General features: G+C 63.6%; 16 protein-coding genes. 9 read left to right on the forward strand and 7 right to left on the reverse strand.

Annotated elements, in window-relative coordinates; genetic code table 11:
• Positions 1-2: 2 nt before the first annotated feature.
• The 6 genes from ISF28_RS12455 to ISF28_RS12480 form a co-directional block, all read right to left on the reverse strand.
• Positions 3-1,250 (reverse strand): FkbM family methyltransferase, encoded by a 1,248-nt coding sequence (locus tag ISF28_RS12455; protein WP_198117506.1) that lies wholly within the window; start codon positions 1,248-1,250, stop codon positions 3-5.
• Positions 1,247-2,467 carry an ABC transporter ATP-binding protein gene (locus ISF28_RS12460; protein ID WP_198117507.1) on the reverse strand — a complete coding sequence of 407 codons (1,221 nt, stop codon included), beginning with the start codon at positions 2,465-2,467 and terminating at the stop codon, positions 1,247-1,249. The genes ISF28_RS12455 and ISF28_RS12460 overlap by 4 nt, the downstream gene beginning before the upstream one ends.
• Positions 2,467-3,273, reverse strand: a complete 807-nt coding sequence (locus ISF28_RS12465; protein ID WP_307727437.1) for an ABC transporter permease — start codon at positions 3,271-3,273, stop codon at positions 2,467-2,469. Before ISF28_RS12465 ends, ISF28_RS12460 begins: the two co-directional genes overlap by 1 nt.
• 220 nt (positions 3,274-3,493) lie before the next feature.
• On the reverse strand, positions 3,494-4,240 hold the full coding sequence (locus ISF28_RS12470; RefSeq protein WP_229519048.1) for a Crp/Fnr family transcriptional regulator: 747 nt from the start codon (positions 4,238-4,240) through the stop codon (positions 3,494-3,496).
• Positions 4,241-4,280: 40 nt separating this feature from the next.
• Positions 4,281-5,525, reverse strand: coding sequence for a tetratricopeptide repeat protein (locus ISF28_RS12475; RefSeq protein ID WP_229519049.1), 1,245 nt, complete (start codon positions 5,523-5,525; stop codon positions 4,281-4,283).
• The gene (locus ISF28_RS12480) at positions 5,522-7,426 is read right to left on the reverse strand and encodes a CHASE2 domain-containing protein (RefSeq protein ID WP_198117508.1); all 1,905 of its coding nucleotides are present in this window, start codon (positions 7,424-7,426) and stop codon (positions 5,522-5,524) included. Before ISF28_RS12480 ends, ISF28_RS12475 begins: the two co-directional genes overlap by 4 nt.
• Positions 7,427-7,671: 245 nt before the next feature.
• On the opposite strand from ISF28_RS12480, the gene ISF28_RS12485 reads away from it, so the two are divergent.
• The 7 genes from ISF28_RS12485 (at position 7,672) to ISF28_RS12515 (ending at position 18,627) form a co-directional block, all read left to right on the forward strand.
• Positions 7,672-8,985: a FecR family protein gene (locus tag ISF28_RS12485; protein ID WP_229519050.1), complete on the forward strand. Its 1,314-nt coding sequence runs from the start codon at positions 7,672-7,674 to the stop codon at positions 8,983-8,985.
• A 411-nt stretch (positions 8,986-9,396) separates the two neighbouring features.
• Positions 9,397-11,409: a DUF4214 domain-containing protein gene (locus ISF28_RS12490; protein ID WP_198117510.1), complete on the forward strand. Its 2,013-nt coding sequence runs from the start codon at positions 9,397-9,399 to the stop codon at positions 11,407-11,409.
• A gap of 235 nt (positions 11,410-11,644) precedes the next feature.
• Positions 11,645-13,414 carry a type I secretion system permease/ATPase gene (locus ISF28_RS12495; protein ID WP_198117511.1) on the forward strand — a complete coding sequence of 590 codons (1,770 nt, stop codon included), beginning with the start codon at positions 11,645-11,647 and terminating at the stop codon, positions 13,412-13,414.
• A gap of 32 nt (positions 13,415-13,446) precedes the next feature.
• Positions 13,447-14,799, forward strand: a complete 1,353-nt coding sequence (locus tag ISF28_RS12500) for an HlyD family type I secretion periplasmic adaptor subunit (RefSeq protein ID WP_198117512.1) — start codon at positions 13,447-13,449, stop codon at positions 14,797-14,799.
• 2 nt (positions 14,800-14,801) lie between these two features.
• A complete protein-coding gene (locus tag ISF28_RS12505) occupies positions 14,802-16,163 on the forward strand; it encodes a TolC family outer membrane protein (protein WP_229519051.1) in 1,362 nt (453 codons plus the stop codon).
• Positions 16,164-16,364: 201 nt separating this feature from the next.
• Positions 16,365-16,970, forward strand: coding sequence for a DUF4214 domain-containing protein (locus ISF28_RS12510; protein ID WP_370663429.1), 606 nt, complete (start codon positions 16,365-16,367; stop codon positions 16,968-16,970).
• Positions 16,971-18,456: 1,486 nt separating this feature from the next.
• On the forward strand, positions 18,457-18,627 hold the full coding sequence (locus ISF28_RS12515; protein ID WP_198117514.1) for a hypothetical protein: 171 nt from the start codon (positions 18,457-18,459) through the stop codon (positions 18,625-18,627).
• A gap of 423 nt (positions 18,628-19,050) precedes the next feature.
• Here the strand turns inward: ISF28_RS12515 and ISF28_RS12520 are convergent, their stop codons facing one another.
• Positions 19,051-19,881, reverse strand: a complete 831-nt coding sequence (locus tag ISF28_RS12520) for a sulfurtransferase (protein ID WP_441295207.1) — start codon at positions 19,879-19,881, stop codon at positions 19,051-19,053.
• A gap of 324 nt (positions 19,882-20,205) precedes the next feature.
• Between ISF28_RS12520 and ISF28_RS12525 the strand changes: the two genes are divergently transcribed.
• Together ISF28_RS12525 and dnaE are read left to right on the forward strand one after the other, a co-directional pair.
• Positions 20,206-21,081, forward strand: coding sequence for a MipA/OmpV family protein (locus ISF28_RS12525; RefSeq protein WP_198117516.1), 876 nt, complete (start codon positions 20,206-20,208; stop codon positions 21,079-21,081).
• Positions 21,082-21,162: 81 nt separating this feature from the next.
• Complete coding sequence (gene dnaE, locus ISF28_RS12530) at positions 21,163-24,657, forward strand: DNA polymerase III subunit alpha (RefSeq protein ID WP_198117517.1); 3,495 nt, start codon at positions 21,163-21,165, stop codon at positions 24,655-24,657.
• Positions 24,658-25,010: the final 353 nt, after the last annotated feature.

Genomic DNA, 25,010 nt, shown 5'->3' on the forward strand with positions numbered 1-25,010 from the left:
GTTCAACCGCCTGTGTGCTTGCGGGCGCGCTGCAGGTCGGCCAGCACCGTGCGGACCGAGACCGGCAGGCCCCTGAGTTCTTCGGGGACGTCGATGTTCACGGCCGGCTGCGGCAGGCTGCCCTTGACGGCTTGCAGCATGCCCGACACTCGCCGGTTCAGCGCCGGATGGCGCAGCAGGAACGGGATCAACGTCTGGCGCATGCGCTCGCTGCGCGTCACGCGCGTGAGCAGCCGGCGCGCGAGGCCGGGCCGGCGCAGGCGGATGACGAAGCTGCCCACCGCGCGCAGCGGCCGCGTCACCTTCCACGACGTGCTGTTGTGGGTGGCCGTCAGGCGCGCCTCGAGGTCGCGTGCCCACAGCGTGGCCTGCTGGCCGTTCGCGTGGGCCTGGGCCAGGTCGTGGCGCAGCTGCGCGATCTCGGCCAGCGCCTCCTGCTTTTCCAGCTCAAGGTTTTCCGCGAACTGCATCATGTCGTGCAGTTCCGCGCGCGCGGCGTCCGCTTCCTGCTCCGTGGCGCGCAGGGCGCGCGTCGCTTCCTTGTTCGCGGCCCAGGCCTTGTCGAGGTGGTGCGAGATGTAGTCGTCGAACACGTTCGGCTGGATGCCGAAGCTGTCCAGCAGTTCCGCGTGTTCCTCGGCCACGTAGTAGCGGTTGAGGCCATCGAACCACGCGTAGCGGTAGCGCCGGCTCGTGACGAGGTGTTCCCAGCTCGCGTGATTCGTCTCGCGGCTGTTCGGCAGGGTCGCCTCGATCACGAGGATCCACGGCCGCCAGCGCTCGAAATCCATGCCGCGCAGGACTTCGCCCTCGAAGCCTTCGACGTCGATCTTGAGGAAGTGGACGTCGCCGCGCACGTGTTCTTCGCACACGTCGGCCAGGGTGCGCACGGGCACCGTCAGTTCGGCCACCGCGTGGCCTTCGGCGCGGTGCTGGTCGGCGACGCTGCGCTCGGGCGACGCCCAGCCGCGCACGGCCGGCACATCGTACAGGGTGAGCGTGCCCGCCGCGCTGCCGGCGGCGACGGCCAGGTTGACGTCGCCGGGACGCTGTTCGTCGAAGGCGGCAATGTGCGCGGGCAGCGGTTCGATGTTGATGCCGCGCCAGCCGGCGTCGTAGAAGGCCTTGGTGACCGAGTGCTCGACCGGGTCGTTGGCGCCCACGTCGATGTAGAAGCCGTCCCGGACGTGGCCGAGCGCGCGCCACAGCAGCACGTCCTCGTTGTTCTGGGCGTAGGAGATGAATCTCATGTGCGTTGAATGTCGACGGCCGGGTCGAGCCAGGCCGATCCTTCGAAATACGGACGGCGCATGTTCACGACGGTGAACACGAGCGCCAGGTCGCGCCATTCATAGTTGTTGACGAGGTGGGTCTCGGTGCTGACGATGGCCGTCGCCACCGAATAGCTGCCCGGCCCCAGGTTCATCGGGAACGCGAAGCGGTACACGACTTCCTCGCCGGCCGCCACGTCGTCCAGCGGCAGCTCCTTCAAATGCGTGTTGGTGCCGTACATCGGCTGGCCGAGGCGGTCCTTGATCATGTAGCCCAGCACCATGCGCGGGATCGCGGCCTTCGTGCGCACCGTCACCTGCAGCGTGACGGGCGCGCCGACGTCGACCACTTCCACGCGCTCGCCGTGCTCGTCGAGCAGGGCGATGTCGGCGACGGTCGCCTCGCCGGTGCCGGACACGGTCTGCACCTTGCCCGTGTCCGTCGCCTGCAGGCGCACGGTGGCATTTTCCCGTTCCGCGATCAGGGCGTTGTAGTAGTCCATGATCTCCTCGGGCGCGCCTTCCTTCGTCAGCCTGCCGCCGTCCAGCAGCAGGGCGCGGTCGCACACGGACTGGATCGCCTGCTTGTCGTGCGAGACGAGCAGCAAGGTCGTGCCCTGCTGGCGGTAGCGGCGGATGCGGTCGAAGCTCTTGTGCTGGAAATAGGCGTCGCCGACGGACAGGGCTTCGTCGACGATGAGGATGTCGGGCCGGCGCGCGGTGGCGACGGAGAACGCCACGCGCATCTGCATGCCGCTCGAGTACACGCGCACCGGCTGGTCCATGTAGTCGCCGATCTCCGCGAACGCCTCGATTTCCGGCATCAGGGCGGTGATCTCCTCGACCGTCATGCCGAGCAGCTGGCCCGCCATGTAGACGTTCTGGCGGCCGGTAAAGTCCGGGTGGAAGCCCATGCCCAGCTCCAGCAGCGCGGCCACGCGGCCTTCCATGTAGACGGTGCCCGTCGTCGGCTGCGTCGTGCCGGTGATCAGCTTGAGCAGGGTGCTCTTGCCGGCGCCGTTGATGCCGATGAGGCCCACGGCTTCGCCCGGCTTGACGGCAAAGCCGACGTCGCGCAGCACCCATTTCAGCTTGTGGCGCGGGCGGCCCGGGAAGACCCATTCCGCCAGGCGCGACCAGCGCGTCGGGTACTGCTTGTAGGCCTTGCCCAGGTCCTTGACGACGATCGCGCCCATCAGAGTTCGTCCACCATCTCGCCGGCGCGGCGGCGGAACAGGCGCAGGCCGAACAGGCACAAGGCCGCGGCCAGCACGAACACGGGGAACAGCGAACGCCAGTCGGGCGCGGCGCCCTGCACGAGCACGTCCTGGTAGGCGCCAATGACGCGCGCCATCGGATTGAAGCCGAGCAGCGCGCGCACGTCGGCCGGCAGGATCGTGGCCGGGTACACGATGGGCGTGAGCCAGAACCAGAACTGCATGGCGATCGTGACGAACTGGCCGACGTCGCGGAAGAACACGTTCAGCACGCCGGCGACCATGCCGAGGCCGATCGCCAGCAGCACCTGCACGGCGAGCACGGGCAGGATCGAAAAATAGACCCAGCCCGGGAAGGTGCCGGACGCGACGAGAAATACGGTGAACAGGCCGAAGATGATGGCGAAGTTGAGCAAGGCGGACAGCACGACGATGAGGGGCAGGCAGATGCGCGGGAAGCTGACCTTCTTGATCAGGTTGGCCTGCTCGATGAACATGCCCTGGGCGCGCGCGACGATCTCGGCGAACAGTCCCCACGTGAGGACGCCCGCGCACAGCCAGATGCTGTAGGCGTAGTGCGCGCCGGCGGCGGCGCCGGGCAGCTTGCTGTGCATGACCTCGGCAAAGATCACGGTGTACACGACGATCATCGCGAGCGGCGACAGCAGGGACCACAGCGCGCCCAGCACCGCATTGCTGTACTTCGACTGGAATTCGCGCTTGACGCTGCCCAGCACGAAGCCGCGGTAGGCCCAGAGGCCGCGCAGCATCAGGGGAGAGATCATGGTGCGGCCCCGGCAGGCCGCGCCTCGGCAGAGTACGTCGGGTGTTTCTTCATAAGTGGCAAGGCCCAGTGAGCACGAGATTATACTCTACGGTTTCGCCACACAAATTAGCACAATTGTAACGAAACTCAGCGCCGATGTAAGCCCGCGGGTTGCCGTCGATCCGTCTCGGGGACGTACCCTGCGAGGCGGTGGCTTGGTCGAGCGTGCGTGGCCCGTGTCAAGCGCCCTGCACGAGTTTTTGCAGGGCGGCGGGATCGAGGATGACGAGGCGGTTCGATTCCTTCTGGACGATGCCTTGCTGGACGAGGCTCAGCAGGGCACGCGTGACCGTCTCGCGGCTCGTGTTGATCATGTTCGCGATGTCCTGGTGCGTGGGCAGGTTGTCGATCACGGCCTGGTTGTTTCCGTCCGGCTTTTGCAGGAGCGACAGATAGGTGTAAATGCGGCGCGCCGTGTTGTTGATGCTGAGGACCGCGCGGAATTCCGAGTCGCTCTGGATTTTTTGCGCGAGGTGCCGGAGCATCTGCCGGGCCACGCTGGGCGAATGCGAGAACAGGTGCAGGGCGGTCGCGGCCGGCAGGAAGGCGACGAGCACGTCCGACGTCGCCACCACCGAAGCCGAGCGCGTCGAGTCGTTGATCAGGGCGATCTCGCCGAAGAAGTCGCCCGGCGCCAGCATGCGCAGGCCGATCGCGCGGCCGTCCTCCGTGATGTCGACGACCTGCAGCTGGCCGGACAGCAGGAACAGCAGGGCGTCGCCGCTGCCGCCCTTGTGCAGCACGACTTCGCGCTTGTTGAAGTGGCGAAAGCGCAGCTCGGGCCGGATGAGGGCGATCTCGTCCGGCGTCAGGTCGGCCAGCAGCGGGATCTTGCGCAGGTGGACCTGGATCTGGACGTCCTGCGGCGGTACGGCGCCGTCGCCGGACATGGGATCGAAATGAGGGACCTTGCTGGGGGAATTCATGTGAGCGCCAGGTGACGGACGGGATTGCCAAGTGTGGCCATCAAGGTTGCCATACCCAGCTCAACTGTAGTTGCCGATTATTGTACTGAAAGATCTCGATATTTTCCCGGTTTCGTACCGCGCGCGCCTCGAGCTGGAGGCTCTGGTGCTTGTCGATGAGATATGTCAGCTTGCCGCGCAAGACTTCGGTCGCCTGGTTGCGGATCTGCGGAATCAGCAGTTCGGGCGAGTACGGACGGGCGCTCCGCCATGTCTGGCGCGTATAGGCGAGCTCGCCGCTCGTCGCTCGCCACAAGTCGCGGCGCACGGCGAGATTCAGGAATTGGCCGTGGCGGTTGCCGCCCGGACGCCGAGCATCGCCATGGTCGTCCAGCAGGCCCAGGCTGGCGCTGCCGGACAGGCCGCCGGCGCGGTACGACCATTCCGGGCGCAGTTCGAACGTGCGCGAATCGAAATTGTCCAGACGCAGGTAATTATTGAACGTCACGCCCGCCATCAGGTTGAGCAGCATGTTGTTCGGCAGCGACAGCGGCGGCTCGACGCGCATCTGGCCCTGCGCCTGGCGCTGGTACAAATGGCCGCCCAGGCTCACCATGCCGCCCGCGCCCGTGAGGCGCATGGCCCAGCGGTCAAAGCGCCAGGGCGATTCCACGCCGGCGAAGAGGGAGCTGGTGTCCCATGCGTGCAAATGATCGTTGCGGCGCCATTGCACCTGGGCGAAGCCGATCGTGCCGTTCGGCGTCACGTCGCGCAAGTAGTCCAGGCCGCCGGTCGTGTAGCTGTCGTGCTTGGGCAGGAAGTCGTCCACGAGCGGCAGTTCGATGGCGCCGCCGTCCAGGCGCAGCGTGGACGTGCTCGCGCCCTGGTTGACGTTGCGGTCGTGGCCGCGGCCGAACGAGATCGACATCGTGCTGTTCGCAACCCACGGATGGCAGCCATCCTCGCGCGTCTGCGCGATCAGCTCCAGGATCTCGCGCGACGGCGCGAAGCGCGTCTCGACGGTGGCGAACAGGCGCTCGGCCTCGTCGGCATTGCCCAGGCTGCACTGGATCAGGGCCAGGTCCAGCCAGGCGCCCGCATGGCGCGGCGCTTCGCCGATCAGGCGCCGCAGCAGCTGCGAGGCATCCGTGCGGCGGCCTTCGGACAGCGCCTGCAATGCCTGCTGGTACAGGCTCTGCTGCTCGGTCTGGGACGTATTCGGGGCGTCGGCGGAAAGGTCTTCGGCGGCATGCGCGCCCGCCAGCGTGAGCGACGCCAGCAGCGCCGCGATGGGGCGGCGCATCATTGGATGGATCCGACTGGGCCGCCGACCGGCCGGGGAGGAACGTGGGTACTGCCTTCCTGCTTCATGCTGGGTGCAAACGTATAAAGAATGGTTGGATGTTCCTTGCCGCGCAGCCGGCGCTCGCCCAGCAGGATGAATGCATGGCGCAGGGCCCGCTCGACCGTGCCGGCGCCGATGATGACGTCGTGGGGGAATTCGCGCGCCACTTGTTCCAGGCGGGACGCGGTGTTAACGCTGTCGCCAACCGCAGTATAAATGCTGCGGAACGAAGTGCCAAAATCCCCGGCCATCGCGGGACCGCTGTCGATGCCGATGCGCACGCGCAGCGGCTTGAATCCGGCGGCCTCGTGCCGGCTGCTCAACGCGGCCACGCGCCGCTCGATCTCGCGCGCCGCGTCCAGCGCCAGATCGGCGTGGTCGGCGATCGGCAGCGGGGCGCCCCAGAACGCGACGAGGCCGTCGCCCGTGTATTTGTCGAGCGTCCCCATCTTTTCGATCACGGGGCCGGTCAGGCAATCGAGGAAGTCGCGCGTCAGGCGTGCCGCCGCTTCGATGGGCAGCGCTTCCACCTGGCTCGTATAGCCTTCCATGTCGGCGATGAGGGTCGTCACGTCGAGCTGGCGCGGCTTCAAGGGGTCTTCGGTTTCGCTGAGCAGTAATTGCTCGACGACGGCCGGGGCGACGTACTGGCGCAGGGTCGACAGCAAATGGCGCGAGCGGCGCTGGGTTTGCTGCCATTGGTACGGCACGGCCACGGCCAGCAGGAACAGGTTGGTGGCCAGCGGGCCGGTGGGCGAGAAATCGGGATCGTGCGGGCTGGCGGCGTACGCGATGGCCAGCCATAGCACCGTGCTGGCGGCCAACAGGCCGACGCCGGCCGCCGCGGCCAGGCGCGGGAAGGCGAACGTCGCCACGGCCGTGCTCAGGAGCGCGAAGGCACAGGCCAGCAGCTTGCCGGGCCAGGGCCCGGGCGCGCGGCCGGCCTGTATGTCGAGCAGGGTCGACAGCATGGTCGCGTGCACGCCCAGGCCGGGACGGTTCGCCGCGAGCGGCGTGGACACGCGATCCGCCATGCCCAGCGACGACGACCCGACGATGACGAGGCGGCCGCTTGCGCCGGCCGGATCGAGCGTGCCGTCGAGGATGTCGGCCGCGCTCACGACCGTATAGGCATTCCAGTCGCGCGCGAAGTCGACGCGCATCATGCCGGTGGTCGGCAGCGCCATCGGTCCCTTGCCGGCGCAGCAATCGACGAGGGCCAGCGCCAGCGCCGGGTAGTGCCGGCCTTCATATTCCGTGTACAACGGCAGCCGGCGCAGCGCGCCGTCCGGGTCCGGAATGAACCCGATGGCGCCCACGCGGGCGGCGCCGGCCAGCGTCGGATAATTGCCGATGTAGCCTGTGGCGTGTACGCCGCCGGCGATGCCGGCCTCGGCGCCGCCGAGCGTCCCCACGCGTACCGGTAACGCACGCGTCCGGCTGAAATCGAAGGCCTGGGCCGGCACGACGGGACCGTGGCGGGCCAGCAGGGCAAGGCGGGTGTCGCCTTCGGCGTCGGCCGCCTCGGGCAGCAGGATGTCGAGCGCGACGCCGCGCGCATGGTAGGTCGTCAGCAGGATCTCGACGAGGTCGGCGACGCGCGCGCGGGGCCAGGGCCAGGGGCCGACCTTGTTCAGGCTCGCTTCGTCGATGTCCACCACCAGCACCCGCGGTTCCGGGGCCATGACGACGCGCATCCGAATGAAGGCGTCGCGCATCCACTCGCCGGGCAGGAACGCGCCAGTGGGGAGCGGCAGCCATTGCGCCGCGACGGTCAGCAGGACGGCCGCCGCGGCGATCAGCCAGCGCAGCCGAGCGCGTCCGGCGCGCGCGGGCACGGGCGTGGCGGAAGAGAAAGACATCGGGGAAGGTGCGCCGTGGACGATCGAATTGTTATCTTTTTTTTTGGGGAAGCAAGGAGTATAGCGTCACAACTTAACGAATATCATTATTCTTTGTCAACAACTCGTCTTAAAAATTGACGGTAAATGGCCGAGAGGGCTTACAATGTGACGGTTATCACAGATGTTGCGCGGTTAGGCAAGCTAAATTTGGCGAAAAGGGGAAATGTATGTGGCGTGTAATTATCCTTGGCGCAATTGCTTGCATGGCTCATCTGGCTCAGGCGGCTGAGGCCGGCAAGGTCATTTTCGTGGCCGGCAAGGCCAACGTGGCCGAGCAGCCGGCCGTCGACGGGGCGCCGGTCGGCGAGGGGCAGATGCTGAGCACGGGGGCCGACGGCTTCCTGTACGTGAAGACGATCGACAATGGCCTGTTCATCCTGCGCCCGAACACGAAGGCCCGGATCGTCACCTATCACGTGGACACGAAGAACCCGGCGAATACCCAGGTCAAATTGGAGTTGCTGAGCGGCGTGGCGCGCAGCAAGTCGGGTACGGCCGTCAAGCAGGCGCGCCAGAATTTCCGTTTCAATACCCCGGTCGCGGCCATCGGCGTGCGCGGCACGGACTTCACCGTGTTCACCGACAACGACACGTCGCGCGTGGCCGTCATTTCCGGCGCCATCGTGATGAGCGGTTTCGCCGACAGCTGCCGTCGGGACGGCGCGGGCCCCTGCACGGGTAGCGCCAGCCGCGAACTGAGCGCGGCCCAGCGTGGCCAGCTGCTGCAGTTGCAGCGCGGCCAGGTCACGCCGCAACTGCTGCAGAGCAGCCCGCTGTCGCCCGATCAGGTATCGCCGCCGCGCTCGGACGAGCCGCTTGCCCATGGCACGGGCGGCGGGGCCAATTCCGCGACGGGACAGCCGAATCTCGATGCGCAGAAGACGGTCAGCCTGAACGATGCGATCAACAAGACCCCGGCGCCGCCCGTATTGCCGCCTCCGGTCGTGACGCCGACGCCGACGCCGGCACCGGCAACGATCGCATTGCCGGACCGCGGCATCGTGTGGGGGCGTTGGCAAGTGGTCGCGAGCAGGCCGCCCAACTTCAACTTGACGAATATCCGGGACGACAACGATTTGCTCGCATTGAGCGGCAATTATGCGCTCTTGCGCACGCGTGGCCCCGATACCTATGTGGCGCCGAACAATGGCAGCATCGGCTTTCAGTTGCGCAGCAGCGAAGCGTTCGTCTATACGGATTACACGCCGACGTATCGCGTGGAAACGCCGGCGACGCTGAGCAATGGCACGCTGAGCGTCGATTTCGGGAAACAGAGTTTTGCCACGAGTGCCGATCTGGCGAGCCAGGCCGGCAACGCGAAACTGCAGGCGACGGGCGTCGTCGGTGCGGACGGCCGGCTGTTTGGCGATGCCGCCGCGGGCCGGGTCGGCTATATCAATGTGCAGGGCCTGCTGAGCAGCCAGAACGGCGGATCGGCGGCCTATATCTTCGACGGGCGCCTGGACGATAAGCGCACGGTCAACGGCGTGACATATTGGGAACGGCCCGCACACTGAGCGCCGCCATATGGACAAAAAAACTCCGGTCAAGCCGGAGTTTTTTTTTGACGTTTTATCGCAACAAAACGATTGTCGGAATTTTGTTTCAAAACGTATCCGATTAAATACGATTTCGCTGATCAATTCATAAAAAAACATGCCGATGGGCGTGAGTATTCGCGAGTTTTTATGCTCCAAAGCGCTAAAAGACCCGTATTCTTGCATTCAATTCAAGTCTCTCGGATAATGTTGTCCCTGATTGGCTGTTCAAAACTTCACGACAGAACACAATCGTCCGCAAATGTGATGATCGTCACATCTTCGTGTGTGTTGCATCTGTCATGATGCGGAGCGTTGGGCGGCAGACACACTTCAGAGCCTGCTGTTTGATATACATCTACTGATCGATCGATCTACATTGGAGCAATAATGGCAACGACTTACTACAACGACATTCAAAAGCTGTACGTGGCGTACTTCAACCGTCCGGCTGACCCGGGTGGTCTGGCTTTCTGGGAAACCACCGTCGAAGCAGCTGCTGGTAGCACCGCTGCCGTGTCGGCTGCTTTCGCTGGTTCGGATGAATACAAGGCTACCTTCGCCAACCAGACCAACGCACAGATCGTCAACACCGTCTACATGAACCTGTTCGGCCGCGCTGCCGAAGACGCAGGCAAGGCTTACTGGGCCGACCTGCTGGACAAGGGCACCCTCACCATCGACGCAGTCGTGACCGCAATCGCCCAAGGCGCACAAGGTTCCGACATGACCGCCTACAACAACAAGGTGACCGCTGCTGCAGCCTTCACCGCGGCCGTCGACACCGACGCGGAAAAAACCGGCTACAGCGGCGGCGACGCCAACAAGGTCGCCAAGACCTTCCTGGCTGGCGTGACCGACAACGCCTCGCTGCAAGCTGCGACCGCTCCGGCCGCTCTGAACACCAGCGTCGCCGCCGCAGTGGCCGCCGGCACCCCGTTCACCGTCGCAGGTGCACTGAACACGCTGAACGCCGCCCACGCCGCCGTGGACAGCTTCCTGGGCGGCCTGAAGCTGGACGCCGCCGGCGTCGCAACCGCTCAGTCCACCGCAGTGACCAAGATCGCCGCCGACCTGACCGCCGACACCTCGGGCGCATCGACCACCCTGTTCACCAACACCACGTCGCAGACCGTGCGTGACGCCCTGGTCGCTTCGCAGGAATCGGCCAACGCTGATGCTCTGAACGCTGCTCAGAAGGTCGTGTCGGACGACAACACCGCAATCTCGAAAGTGACCGGCCTGACCTCCGCTGAGTCGACCCTGACCGCCGCGCAGACCGCCCTGACGGCTGCTCAGAAGGCTGAAACCTCGGCACATGCTGACCTGGTCGCCAAGGAAGCCGCGTTCTCCGTGAACAATGGCGGCGACGCCAACACCAGCGTGACCAGCGATGGCACCAGCCTGTCGTATGTCAAGGGTGGCACGCCGGTCGTTCTGGCAACCATCGATGTCAACGGCAAAGCCACGATCGCTGACGGCGTCGACGCAACCAAGTACACCGGCCTGACCGACCTGATCGCCTCGTTCAACACCGAAAACACGGCTACCATCGGCGTGTCGAAGGCACAGACGAACGTGGACAATGCGCACCTGGGCGTCAACCTGCTGGACGTCGCTCCGGATTCGACTGGCGTCGTCGGCGCCACCGGCGATACCGAAGCGCAACTGATCGCTGCCATCTCGGCCCAGATCAACGCCACCACGCCGAACACCGTGGCATCGAGCGCAACCCCGACCGTCGCGCAGATCCAGACCGAACTGGCTGTCCTGAAAGCGACGGACATGAATGCGTACACCAGCTTCAAGGCCCTGGTCGATGCTGAAACCGCTTCGGGCGATGACTTCAACCCGCTGATCTCCAAGCTGGCTACCGACATGGGCACCGCGAAAACCGCCAGCGATGCGATCGCTGCCCTGGCAAAAGACGTCGCCGCCCTGCAGACCGCTACCGCCAACGTCAACACCCTGGCTGGCCTGCAAGCAACCAGCGACGCAGCCGCCAAGCTGCTGACCGACAAGGGCTATAGCGTCGTCACGCTGGACGCCGCTCACGCCGCTTCGTTCGGTACCGCTGCTTCGGACGTCTTCGTGACCGCCAAGACCGACGCGACCATCGGCGCATTCGGCCTGCAAGGCACGGACGCACTGGCCGTCGGCAAAGGCTTTACGCTGGTTCAAGGTGCAATCGGCGCCAACGGCGTGACCGCCAACGACGCTGCACTGGAAATCTTCGTCAGCCAGCAAGGTGGCGATGCCCAGCTGCAGATCGAAAACCACGCTTACAGCTCGAACGTCGCTGGCACCGCTGGCGAAGTCTTCACCATCATCCTGACCGGTGTCGACGCTTCGTCCCTGCACCTGGACAGCAACGGCATCATCACGTCGAGCACCACCGCCTAATTGACCGGCCCGCAAGGGCAAGTCGTTAGCCGAGAACCCCGCCTTCGCAAGAAGGCGGGGTTTTTTCTTTACCGTCCGTTGTCTTGTGCCCTGAACGCGACTCTTTTAGAATGTTCGAGTCAAAAAATGTGACGTGGATCACATTTTTTATGTTTTTTCGTGGATAATGTGCACGCAGGCCATTTTCTATGCCTAAGCGTCGAAATGGCGGCCCTTGACCTGTCACGCGAGATACATGAAAAAATTCCTGAATCCAAAAACCGAGATTGGGCGCATCCTGCTCAGTTTCAAAGGCACGTTCTACACGGTGGGGACGTTCAGCGCGATCATCAACCTGCTCGCGCTGATTCCTTCGCTCTACATGCTGCAGGTCTACGACCGCGTCCTGTCGAGCCGCAACGAGATCACGTTGCTGATGCTCACGTTGATGATGCTCGGCGGTTACCTGTTCTCGTCGGCGCTGGAGCTGATCCGTTCGTTCGTGCTGGTGCGTGTGGGTGCGCAGTTCGACATGCGGCTCAACAAGCGCCTGTACACGGCCGCCTTCGAGCAAAACCTCAAGCAGGCTGGCAGCAACGCCGGCCAGGCATTGTCCGACTTGACGACCTTGCGCCAGTTCCTCACCGGTAACGCGCTGTTTGCCTTCTTCGATGCGCCCTGGTTCCCGATCTACCTGATCGTCATTTACTTCTTCGAGCCCTGGCTGGGCGTGTTCGCGACGTGCGGCGTCGTCGTGCTGGTGATCCTGGCGATCGTCAACGAACGCGTGACCTACCAGCCGCTGAAGGAAGCCAACAGCATGGCGATTGCGTCCAACACGGCCGCCACCAACAACCTGCGCAACGCCGAGGTCATCGAATCGATGGGCATGCTGCCGAACCTGATGGCGCGCTGGTTCAAGCTGCATGGCAAGTTCTTGACCCTGCAGGCGCAGGCCAGCCAGAAGGCCGGCACCATCACTGCCGTTACCAAGTTCTTCCAGATGGGACTGTCGTCGTCGGTGCTGGGCCTTGGCGCGCTGCTCGTGCTCGACAATAAGATCACCTCCGGCATGATGATCGCCGCTTCGATCCTGCTGGGCCGCACGCTGGCGCCGGTGCAGCAGTTGATCGGCGTGTGGAAGAGCTGGGGCAGCACACGCAGCGCGTTCGATCGCCTGACCTTGCTGCTGGAAACCAACCCGGCCCGCGAAGCCGGCATGGAATTGCCGAAGCCGGAAGGTCGCCTGAGCGTGGAAGGCGTGCATGCCGCGCCGCCGGGCGTGCGCAGCCCGGTGGTCAAGGGCGTCTCGTTCGCGATCCAGCCCGGCGACGTGCTGGGCGTGATCGGGCCGAGCGGCTCGGGCAAGTCGACCCTGGCACGGCTGATGGTGGGCGTGTGGCCCACGATGGTGGGCAAGGTGCGCCTGGACGGCGCCGACATCTATGCCTGGAACAAGGCCGAGCTCGGTCCTCACGTCGGCTACCTGCCGCAGGACATCGAGCTGTTCAGCGGCACGGTCGCCGAGAACATCGCCCGCTTCGGCGAGATCGATTCGGAAAAAGTCGTGCTGGCGGCCAAGCGCGCCGGCGTGCACGACCTGATCCTGCACTTCCCTGAAGGCTATGACACCAAGCTGGGCGACGGTGGTGCCGGCCTGTCCGGCGGCCAGAAGCAGCGCCTCGGCCTGGCGCGTGCCATGTACGGCGATCCTGCCCTGATCGTGCTGGACGAGCCGAACTCGAACCTGGACGACGTGGGCGAACAGGCCCTCGTGAACGCCGTGCTCGACCTGCGTCAGCGCGGCAAGACGATCGTGCTGATCACGCACCGTCCGAGCGCGATCAGTTCCACGACCAAGCTGCTGCTGATGAACGACGGCGCGGTGCAGATGTTCGGCCCCACCAAGGACGTGCTGGCGGCGCTCAACGAAGCGAACCAGAAAGCCCTGGCGGCCCAGCAGGCGGCGCAGCAGCAGCGCGCCGCCGCCGGCGCCCAGCCGGGCGGCACGACTGCCGCAGCCTGACGCGTAGCGGTGATGACCCGAGAAGGACAACAATGAAATTGCTGAAAAACGACGTGGCGGAAGTCGTCTCACATGACGTGACGCCGCTGGAAGTAAACACGGATGCACGCGCATTCAGCCGCATCGGCTGGTTGATCGTCGTGCTTGGGCTCGGCGGCTTCCTCGCCTGGGCCTTGTTCGCGCCGCTGGACAAGGGCGTACCGCTGTCGGGTACGGTTGCCAAGGAATCGAACCGCAAGGCGATCCAGCACCAGATGGGCGGCATCGTCAAGGAAATCCTCGTCAAGGACGGCGACGTCGTCAAGGCGGGGCAGGTGCTCGTGCGCATGAATGGCGTGCTGGCCAAGTCGGCCTACGAGACGAGCGAAGCGCAATACCTGACGGCGCGCGCCAGCGAGGCGCGCCTGATTGCGGAACGCGACGGCCTGAAAACGATCACGTTCCCGGACGAATTGGAACGGCGCAAGAACGAGCCGCGTATCGCCGAGTTGATGGCCCTGCAGAGCCAGCTGTTCACGTCGCGCCGGATGTCGCTGCAGAACGAGCTGGGCAGTGTGGACGAAAACATCGCCGGCCTCAAGGATCAGATCAAGAGCCTGGAAGAAGCGCGCGACAGCAAGAAGGCCGAGATGGGCTACCTCAAGGAGCAGCTGGACGGCATGCGCGACCTCGCCAAGGAAGGCTATGTGGCGCGTAACCGTCTGCTCGACCTGGAACGGACCTACGCCCAGCTGAGCGGCCAGATCTCGGAAGACATCGGCAACATCGGCCGTTCGCGCCGCCAGGTGCTCGAGCTGAGCCTGCGCAAGGCCCAGCGTACCCAGGACTACCAGAAGGAAGTGCGGACCCAGCTGTCAGACGTCGAACGGGAGGCCGAGGCGCTCGGCGCCCGCATGGAAGGCCAGAAATTCGAAGTCGACAACGTCGAGGTCAAGTCGCCCGTCGACGGCACCGTGACGGGCCTGGCCGTGTTCACCCAGGGTGGCGTGGTCCAGCCCGGCTTCAAGATGATGGAAATCGTTCCGACGAACGATCCGCTCGTCATCGAAGGCAATCTGGCCGTCAACCTTGTCGACCGCGTCCACCGGGGCCTCAAGACCGAGCTGATCTTCTCGGCGTTCAACGTCAACAAGACCCCGCACATCGAAGGCCAGGTCGAGGAAGTGGCGGCCGACCGCAGCGTCGACGAGCGCACCGGCGCGCCTTACTACAAGGTGCGCGTGCGGGTGACGCCGGCCGGCCAGAAGATGATCGCCGAGCACCACATGGACGTGCGTCCCGGCATGCCGGTGGAACTGTTCGTCAAGACGGGCGAGCGTACGCCGATCAACTATCTGCTGAAACCGATCTTCGACCGCGCCCGGTCGTCGATGGCGGAGGAGTGAGCTTGGACCGCCCGACGATCACAGAACGCGCGTTGCGCCGCGGTGTCATTGCCCTGGTCGCCGCGCTGGCGGCCGGCCAGGCCGGTGCGGTTACGCTGCAGCAAGCGTACGAGGCCGCGCTGAAGAACGACCCGACCTACCGCATGAGCTTCTACGACAAGGAAGCGGCCAAGGAAAACCGCATCCTCGGTCGCTCCAACCTGCTGCCCAGCGTGTCGGCCAGTTTCTCGGCCAGCCGCAACGTCGCCGATACGGACACGCTGGAAAAGAACGTCATCGGCCAGAAGGTGCGGGTGATCGACCACCCGCGCTACATCAGCCGCTCGGACGTCGTGCAGCTGCGCCAGCCGATCCTGAACCTGGAAGGCATCGCGCGCTACCGCCAGGGCAAGGTCCAGGCGGAGCAGGGCGAGGCCGCGTTCGAGGCGAGCACCGACGAAGTCACGGTGCGCGCCGTCAGCGCTTACATGGACGTGCTGTTCGCCGACGACCAGGTTGCGCTGTCCGAAGTCTCGCGCAATATGTATCAAGAAATGATGCATGTAAACCAACGCCTGTTCGAAAAAGGCGAGGGCACCAAGACGGACATGCTGGAGACCCAGGCGCGGCTCGACCTCTCCGAGGCCCAGCTGACGGAGGCGAAGGACAATGCCGTGGCGGCGCGCGAAACGCTGGCCGCCATCATCGGCATGGATCCGGGGCCGCTCGATCATCTGCGCGACGAATTCCATCCGGTGACGATCACGCCCGGCACCTTCGAGGACTGGGAAAAGATCGCGCGCGAGCACAATCCGGAACTGGCAGCCGCGCGCCTGGCGGCCGAGAATGCCCGTCTCGACATCAGCCGTAACCGCGCCGGCCATTATCCGCGCGTGGACTTCGTCGCGGCCTATAGCCGGGGCGACGCGGAATCGATCAACACGTACACGCAGAATTCGGTGAACCGCACCGTGGGCCTGCAGGTCAACATCCCCATCTATCAGGGCGGGGCGATCAATGCCGCTACGCGCCAGGCGGCCGCGAACTATGCCAAGGCCCAGTCGGACGTGGACGTGCGCACGAGCAAGGTGCTGGTGGAACTGCGCAAGGCCCACAGCCTGGTGGTGTCCAGCGTGCACAAGATCGAGGCGCTGGAAAAAGCCGTCGCCTCCGGCAAGCTGCTCATGAAGGCCACCGAGCAGAGCATTAAGGGCGGCGTACGCATCAACCTCGACCTGCTGAACGCCCAGCAGCAGCTGTACACGAGCCAGCGCGACCTGGCCCAGGCCCGCTACACGTACCTGATCGCCGTCCTGCGCCTGCGTGCCGCAGCCGGCACGCTCGACAGCGGCGCCGTGCGCGAAGTCGCCGCTTACTTCCACTGAGTGCGCGGCGGCGCCATCCCGGCGCTGCCGTCTCTCCGCCTCCACTTACGTCGCAAAATCGTTGCGCATATGCAAATTGCGTGGAATTAACATTTTCCAAAATGCAGTAAGTGACCACTTCCTCTAAGAAATAGTATCCATGCGGAACATGGGCTGGCACAGCTGTGTTCGTGGCGCCACTGCTGTGCCGATTCATGTACCATTTCCTCACATTTTGACATGGAGGCAATGATGGCAACGACGATCGAACAGACAGTGGAACAGTTGTATATTGCATACTTCAGCCGCCCCGCGGATCCGAAGGGGCTGGCGTACTGGGAGAACGTGCTGACGACCAATCCCGATGGCGTGCAGCAGATTTCCGCGGCATTTGCCGGCTCGCAGGAATACAAGGACACGTATGCGGGGCTGGACAACACGGGCGTCGTGCAGGCTGTCTACCACAACCTGTTCGGCCGGGCCGGCGAGCAGGCAGGTGTGGATTACTGGGTCAATTTGCTGAACAACCACACGATCACCGTCGACAACGTCGTCACCACCATCGCTAGCGGGGCGCAGAACAGCGACAAGCTCGTCTACGACGGCCGCGTGGCCGTGGCGACGTCATTCACGGCGCACGTCGACCAGCCCGCCGAGATCGCAGCCTATTCGGGCACGGCGGCGAACGTCCAGGCCAAGGCATTCATCGGCACGATTGTCGACTTGCAGAGCGCGGCTTATGCGATCGACCCGGGCGTGATCGACACCAAGATCGCCGAGATCGTCGGCAGCGCGACCGGCACCAACGTACCGCATCACCTGGCCTGACCGGGCGTCACCGAACGATCCAGCGTTTCATATCGCATTCGCGATTGGGACAGTCAAAAAACTGGCCTGACGGGCGCGGCCGCCGCGGCGCCCTCGGCCTTCCATCACGGTTGAGTTAGAAATACCACCAGCGATAATTGGTGAAATTTCTTCTGCAAAATTCCGCTACACTATAAGGTCTCGTATGTACGAGGCAGTTGGCTAAAGGAACCTGCATTAATTCAGGTTCCCATCGTCGTCAACGGAATAGGTAGTGCTTCTCGATAAAGAAGACCTCGATTCTCCCACTGCCATCCAGGCCCAACATCGATTAAGACACCAGGCGAGCACGGTCGTCCGTTCTTCGTACAGGTGATGTTGCGCGATCAAGGGCGGCTTATTCTTCTTGCCGAAATATTAGCGAAATGAATATCGCGTGCGGGAGGCCCGGGTCTAACTGTTATATACCTGGCGCGGCCCGCGACGGTCGCATTCCAATTTCTTCGTACAGAAATAATACAATTGGCTTGAATCGAATTCTGGATGTGGCGCGGCTGATGCAAGCACGCAAGGTGGCTCGCTGAGCGTGGCACTAAATAAAATGCCCGGCATAAACGCTGTATCTCAGTTGCACTATTCAGTATTTAATCGAGGACTGATTGAATTTTCGGAAATTAATAATTGGGGGCAATGGTGACGCCGGTTGCATTTACATACACAGCCATTAGTGATCGCTATACTCCCGTGTTTATTTGCAAAACGAAGGGAAGCTATGGGGTAGAAAATGATAAAATTATGTCGAAACTCGCTGTACGCGTTGCTTATTGTGGTCGCACTGTTGGGTTGCGCGTCGAAGTACGGCTATGACTTTTACGATAGGCCAAATTGGGAGCACCGTCATGCCGCATTTGTTGGAGAGTACATCGATGGTCGCATAGGGGAATACTTTGACCCGGCTTGGTGTCATCCCAGAAACTGCGTGAAAGAAGTCTTGAGTAATTCGATAATCCTTTATAAATTCGTGGACTCTCCTCACCCGGGTTGTACATATTGGTACGAAACCGATAAGACTACGCACATTGTTGTTCGTGCAAACTATCGGGGGACGGAGCGTCAGTGTTATAAGCTGCTTAATTAAGCACTGAACCGATAGGTCGTGCGGTCGATCCGACAGAATAAAATCAACGCCGGATTTCACGATAGTCGAAATCAGCTGTTTTCACGCGCCTGCTGGGTCAGCAGACACGTTCGTCGGGTCACCTTGTAACTAGCGATGTGATGACGCGTTCGGATTGTAGCGAGAAGTCGACCGCGATCCCCAAGGTTTTCCGATCGATATCATTGATGGCGTTGAATGGGGCGGATACTGCGTCTGTCGGCCAGTTCGTCACGTATGAAGCCCATCCCCAGTTCTGGTTAGCATCCCGGCTTGGGTAATTCCAACGGATCGGTTACGTGCTTCCACATATAATGGATCACCCGCCTTGCCTCCAATGAGATTCTTACGATGAAACCGGATGCCATTATTAATGTTCGCTTCTCGACGGCTGCGGAAGGCGGTCGCAATAAGGTGGTTGAAGGACCGTGCTACGCTTGTCCGCTGTTCGTCGATAACGAGGGATTCGACTGTCGATTGCTGCTGGAAGGGCAACGCCTTGAATTAAGCTCAATCTACTAAGTCCCGGTAAAAATCCTTTATCGCGGATTGGCCCTTCCGAAGCTCTCAGTCGGAAAGGAAGTGATGTTATGGGGGGGGCGAAATGTTGCGACGGGTCAGGTGCGCGAAATCGTTGACGAGTAGTAATCAAGTGTCAGCGACATGGTTTGCATGTCACGAACGCGCTGACGCTTCAAGATGCTAAGCCGCCTGTCAATCAGGCGAGAACAGCCGTCCGTCCTTTTTTCGAGCCGACCTGCTGATAGCGCTCGCCACACTGGCCGGGTAGAAGCAAGAAATGCGGTGTTTGCGCAGTTGATGGCCCAAGCAACTAGGCGCGCTTGGCCCGCAAGGGAGACGTGGCGCGTGACGCATCGCGTCCGCGCGTCGGCTATCGACCGACGCCCGGTGGCTGTTAAAAGGGCCGCGTTTGCGGCCCTTGGTTTATCCCTCCGCGCAATGCGGACACGATTTCCCCACCACATACTCCGGCGCCAGTTGCTGCCGCGGCGTGACAACGGCGCGGCAGGCAAAACACTGCACGGTTTCCGTCGGTTCCAGCTTGGGATTGAGCGCGGTACGGTAGTCGAACACGAAGCAGTCGCCCGCGTAGTGGTCGCCGCCCACTTCCTCGAAGTATTTCAGGATGCCGCCGTCGAGCTGGTAGACGCGGTCGTAGCCGATGTTCTGCATGTGGATCGCCGCCTTTTCGCAGCGGATGCCGCCCGTGCAAAAGGTCACGACGGTCTTGCCCTTCAGTTCGTCCTTGTGTTTCTCGACGACGTCCGGGAATTCGCTGAACTTGTCGATGCGGTAGTCGAGCGTGTTCTCGAACGTGCCGACGTCCACTTCGAACGCGTTGCGGGTTTCCATCATGACGACGGGGACGCCGTCGTCGTCATGGCCCTGGTCGAGCCAGCGCTTGAGCGTCTTCGGCGCCACGGACGGCGCGCGGCCCAGCTCCGGTTTGATCAGGGGCATGCGCATCGTGATGATTTCCTTCTTGATGCGCACGAGCATGCGGCGGTGCGACTGCTCGTTCGACAGGCTTTCCTTCCACTCCAGGTCGGCCAGGCGGGCGTCGCTGCGCACCCAGGCGAGATACCGGTCGATCGCTTCGCGCGGGCCGGACACGAACATATTGATGCCTTCCGGCGTCAGCAGGACGGTGCCTTTGAGGCCCAGCTCGTTGCACAGCGCCTGGTATTGCGAGCGCATCTCGTCGAGGTTGTCGAGGCTGACGAACTTGTAGGCGGCGATATTGACGTGCATGATCGTTAAAGCGGGAAAGGATGGCAGGAAGCCCGCTATTATAGAGCAGCTGAGCCCCGAAGACGTCATCTTCGCGGCAATTGGCATTATCGCGGCGGTCGCCGCACTCGTCGTGCGGGACACGGCCCCGATCTTCTGGTCGATGGCGGAGTCCGCCGGCTGGGCGGCAATAATCGTCGCGTGGCGGATGCGCCACAGAGCACCACTGTCGCGATTGGTCCGACAAAGTCGGCTCATAAAAGTTCGACGACGCATATGAGGCGTCGCAAACAGCCGTATTGACGTCTCCCCGTAGGATGGTTTGCATCATTCATCAGGGGGCGAGTCATGAAACCAACGTTTCTCAGGGCGGGTCTCGCGGCGGCCGGTGCCGTGCTGTTCACCGCGGGCGCCGGCGCGCAGGAAGTCATCCCGGTCGAGATGCCGCAGGAAGTCAATATGGTGGGGGCGGGCGCGTTCGGGCTGCCGGATTTCTACGGGTCCGAGGATTACCATCCCGAAGGTGCGGGATTTCTACATGCCAACTTCGGCAACGGCATGTGGCTGCGCGTGATCGGGCCGGAGGTCAAGCTGAACGTCGTGCCGTCGACCTTGGACCAGCAAATGAATTTCGGGCAACTTCGTAGCCTGCGCGCCGGCTTCCTGTACCGCGCGCGGCCGACCCGCGACCCGGACGTCGACGACGCCGTCGTCCGCCGGATGCGCCGGATTCCCGCGGCGTCCGAGCTCGGCATCTTTGCCAGCTACGACATGCCGATGTCCGGCGATCCGCTGCACAAGATCGTGTTCAGCGGCGACGTCGCGTGGAACACGAACAATCTGTACGTGGGCGCCACGGCCAATATCAAGGCGACGTATTTCTATCCATTCCCGCAGGGCATCGGCGGGCGCCCGCTGCTCGGCTCGGCCGGGTTCGACCTGTTCTTCGCGAGCGACCATTTCAACGACCGGTATTTCGGCATCAACGGCGCCGACCTGGCCGCGTTCCCGGAACGGGGCGGAACACCTTACCGGGCCCAAGGCGGGTTGACGTCGATCCGGATCCCGTTCCAGGTGACGTCGCAGTTCGACCGGCACTGGGGGCTGACGCTGGCCGGACGCTACGAAAGGCTGCTGGGGGATGCGAAGGACAGCCCGATCGTCGATCGGCGCGGGAGTGCCAACCAGTGGGTGTTCGGCGGGGCCATCAATTATGCGTTCTAAAATACGCCCCCGGTCTTGTCAAGCGCGTCACCGTGCCTGGATGCAACCCTCCGTTCCGGCCGTCCGAGGTAAAATGACAGGATGACTTCGCCGATCTTCACCCACCTCCGCGTCCATACCGAATACTCGATCGTCGACGGCCTCGTCCGTATCGACGACCTCGTGGCTGCCGCCCTCAAGGACCAGCAGCCGGCGGTGGGTGTCACCGACCTGGCCAATGCCTTCTGCCTCGTGCGCTTCTACAAGGCGGCGCGCGGCAAGGGCATCAAGCCGATCGTCGGGGTCGACGCCTGGATCACGAACGACGAGAACCGCGACAAGCCGTTCCGCCTGCTGATCCTGTGCAAGAACAAGACCGGCTACCTGCAGCTGTGCGAACTGCTGTCCAAGGCGTGGCTGACGAACCAGTACAAGGGCCGGGCCGAGATCCGCGTCGAGTGGCTGGAAGCGCTCGCGACCTCCGTTTCCACCCTGGAGCCGGACGTGCCGCAGTCGAACGCCCTGATCGTGCTGTCGGGCGCGCAGTTCGGCGACATCGGCCAGGCCATCGACAACGGCGACCTGGACAAGGCCGAGGCGTGTGCCCGCCGCTGGGCGGATATCTTCCCCGGCCATTTTTACGTGGAAATCCAGCGCGCCGGCCAGCCGAACCAGGAACAGCAGGTGCGCCATTCGGTGGCGCTGGCGAACCGGCTGGGCCTGCCGGTCGTCGCCACGCATCCCGTGCAATTCATCAGCAAGGACGAATTCGTCGCCCACGAGGCGCGCGTCTGTATCGCCGAGGGCGAGATGCTGGCCAACGCCAAGCGCGTGCGCCGCTTCAACGAAGGCATGTGCTTCAAGTCGCAGGCCGAGATGGCCGAGCTGTTCAAGGACTTGCCGGGCGCGCTCGCCAACTCCGTGGAGATCGCCAAGCGCTGCAACGTGACGCTCTCGCTCGGCAAGCCGCAGCTGCCGAACTTCCCGACGCCGGGCATGACGATCGACGAATACCTCATCGCGGAAACGAAGAAGGGCCTGGAAGCGCGTCTCGTCGAGCTCTACCCCGACCCGGAACAGCGCGAGAAGGAGCGCCCCCGCTACGAAGCCCGCCTGGAGTTCGAGAACAACACCATCATCAAGATGAAGTTCCCGGGCTACTTCCTCATCGTGGCGGAATTCATCCAGTGGGGCAAGAACAACGGCGTGCCGATCGGCCCGGGCCGCGGTTCGGGCGCGGGTTCGCTCGTCGCCTACGCGCTCAAGATCACCGACCTCGATCCGCTGAAGTACAACTTGCTGTTCGAGCGTTTCCTGAACCCGGAACGCGTCTCGATGCCCGACTTCGACATCGACTTCTGCCAGGAAAAGCGCGAACTGGTCATTCAGCACGTGAAGGATTTGTACGGCAGGGATGCGGTCTCGCAGATCGCCACGTTCGGCACGATGGCGGCGAAGGGCGCGATTCGCGACGTGGGCCGCGTGCTCGATTTCGGCTACAACTTCTGCGACGGCATCTCCAAGCTGATCCCGTTCAAGCCGGGCAAGCAGGTCTCGATCGCCGAGGCGATCGAAGAAGAACCGATGCTCAAGGAACGCCTCGAGAACGAGGAAGAAGTGAAGCAGCTGATCGAGCTCGCGCAGCAGGTCGAAGGCATCACCCGCAACATCGGCATGCACGCGGGCGGCGTGCTGATCGCCCCCGGCAAGTTGACGGACTTCTGCCCGCTGTACACGCAGGGCGGCGACGCGGGCGTCGTGTCACAGTACGACAAGGACGACGTCGAGGCGGCCGGCCTGGTGAAGTTCGACTTCCTGGGTCTCACCACCTTGACGATCCTCGACCGCGCCGTCAACTACATCCGCGCGCTCGATCCGGCCGACAAGGACTTCGACCTGGCCAAGCTGCCGCTGACCGACCGGCCGACCTACAAGCTGCTGACGGATGCGAAGACCGTCGCCGTGTTCCAGCTTGAAAGCCGCGGCATGCAGGGCATGCTGAAGGATGCGCGGCCCGACCGCTTCGAGGACATCATCGCGCTCGTGGCGCTGTACCGTCCGGGCCCGATGGACCTGATCCCCGATTTCTGCAAGCGTAAGCACGGCGAAAAGTTCGACTACCCCGATCCGCGTACCGAGTCGATCCTGTCCGAGACCTACGGCATCATGGTCTACCAGGAGCAGGTGATGCAGATGGCGCAGATCGTCGGCGGCTACTCGCTGGGCGGCGCGGACATGCTGCGCCGCGCGATGGGCAAGAAGAAGGCCGAGGAAATGGCCGAGCACCGCGCGATCTTCCGCGCCGGCGCCGCGAAGGACGGCCTGTCGACCGAAAAGGCCGACGAGATCTTCGACCTGATGGAGAAGTTCGCGGGCTACGGCTTCAACAAGTCGCACGCGGCCGCGTACGCGCTGCTGTCGTATCACACGGCGTACCTGAAGGTCCACCACACCGCCGCGTTCATGGCAGCCAACATGTCGCTGGCCATGGAAGACACGGACAAGATCAAGATCCTCGTCGAGGACTCGATCGACATGTGCGGCCTGACGATCCTGCCGCCGGACGTCAACGAATCGCAGTTCCGCTTCACGCCGGAAGGCCCGCCGCCGTCCGTCACGGGCAAGCAGGTGAAAAACATCCGCTACGGCCTGGGCGGCGTGAAGGGCGCGGGGCAGGGCGCCATCGAGGCGATCATCGCGGCGCGCGAATCGGGCGGCAAGTTCAAGGACTTGTTCGACTTCTGCAAACGCGTCGACCGCAAGCAGATCAACCGCCGCACGATCGAATCCCTGATCCGCGCGGGCGCGATGGATTGCTTCGGCGTCGACCGCGCCGTGCTGCTGGCGTCCGTCGCGTTCGCGGTCGAAGTGGCCGACCAGGCCGCGGCGTCCGCCAACCAGGTCAGCCTGTTCGGCGGCGACGATTCCGACCTCGTCGCGCCGCCGGACTACGTGAAGGCGACGCCTTGGACGGACCGCCAGAAGCTGTCCGAGGAAAAGACCGCGCTCGGCTACTACCTGTCGGGTCACATGTTCGACTCGTATGCGGCCGAGGTGCGCCGGTTCGCCAAGACCAAGCTGAAGGACCTGGAACCGTCGCGCGATCCGCGCATGCTGTGCGGCGTGATCACGGGCGTGCGCACGCAGCTCACGCAGCGCGGCAAGATCCTCATCGTCGCGCTGGACGACAAGTCCGGCGTCGTCGAAGTCACGATCTACAACGAGCTGTTCGAGCTGCACAAGAACATCTTCCGCGAAGACGAGTTCCTGCTCGTCGTCGGCAAGGTGTCGGAAGACCGCTTCAACGGCGGCCTGCGCATCACGGCCGAGAAGGTGTTCGACATCGCGACCGCGCGCATCCAGTACGGCCACAAGCTGGAGATGGACGTGGCGTGCACGATCGCGCCCGCGAAGCTGGCCGAGATCCTGCAGCCTTACCGCCACGAGAACGGCTTGCCGGTCAGCCTGCGCGTGACGCCGCAGGGCATCCCGTGCACCCTGCAACTGGGCGACGCGTGGCGCGTGGCGCCGTCGGACGAATTGAAATACGCGCTCGAGCTGCATCTCGGCGCGAAGGAAGTCGCGGTCGAATACTGACCGCGGCCGGGATACGTTGCATGGTGGGCGGAGGGCCGCCCACCCTACGGTCCGCGTCCATACGTAGGGTGGGCACCCGTGTTTGATGCCCCCGGCATCAAACACCCACCATTGCGACGGGGCCCCTTGCTTGCGCGGCACGACGATCCCCGCCTGGTGCCTGGAAAACAGCACCGTGCACGCGCCCACGAGCGCGCGCATGCCGGGGAGGCGCATCACCTTGCCGAGCAGGCCGCGCTCCGTCGTGCCGAATTCCCGCATGACCAGCCCGTGCCGCAGCCCATGTCCAGCAGGCGCCCGCCTTCCGGATCAGGCCCGAGGTGATGATCGCAAATCGATGTGAGTCGGCAGGG

It is taken from the genome of Massilia rhizosphaerae (assembly GCF_016093545.1).
Classification (GTDB): Bacteria; Pseudomonadota; Gammaproteobacteria; order Burkholderiales; family Burkholderiaceae_D; genus Telluria; species Telluria rhizosphaerae.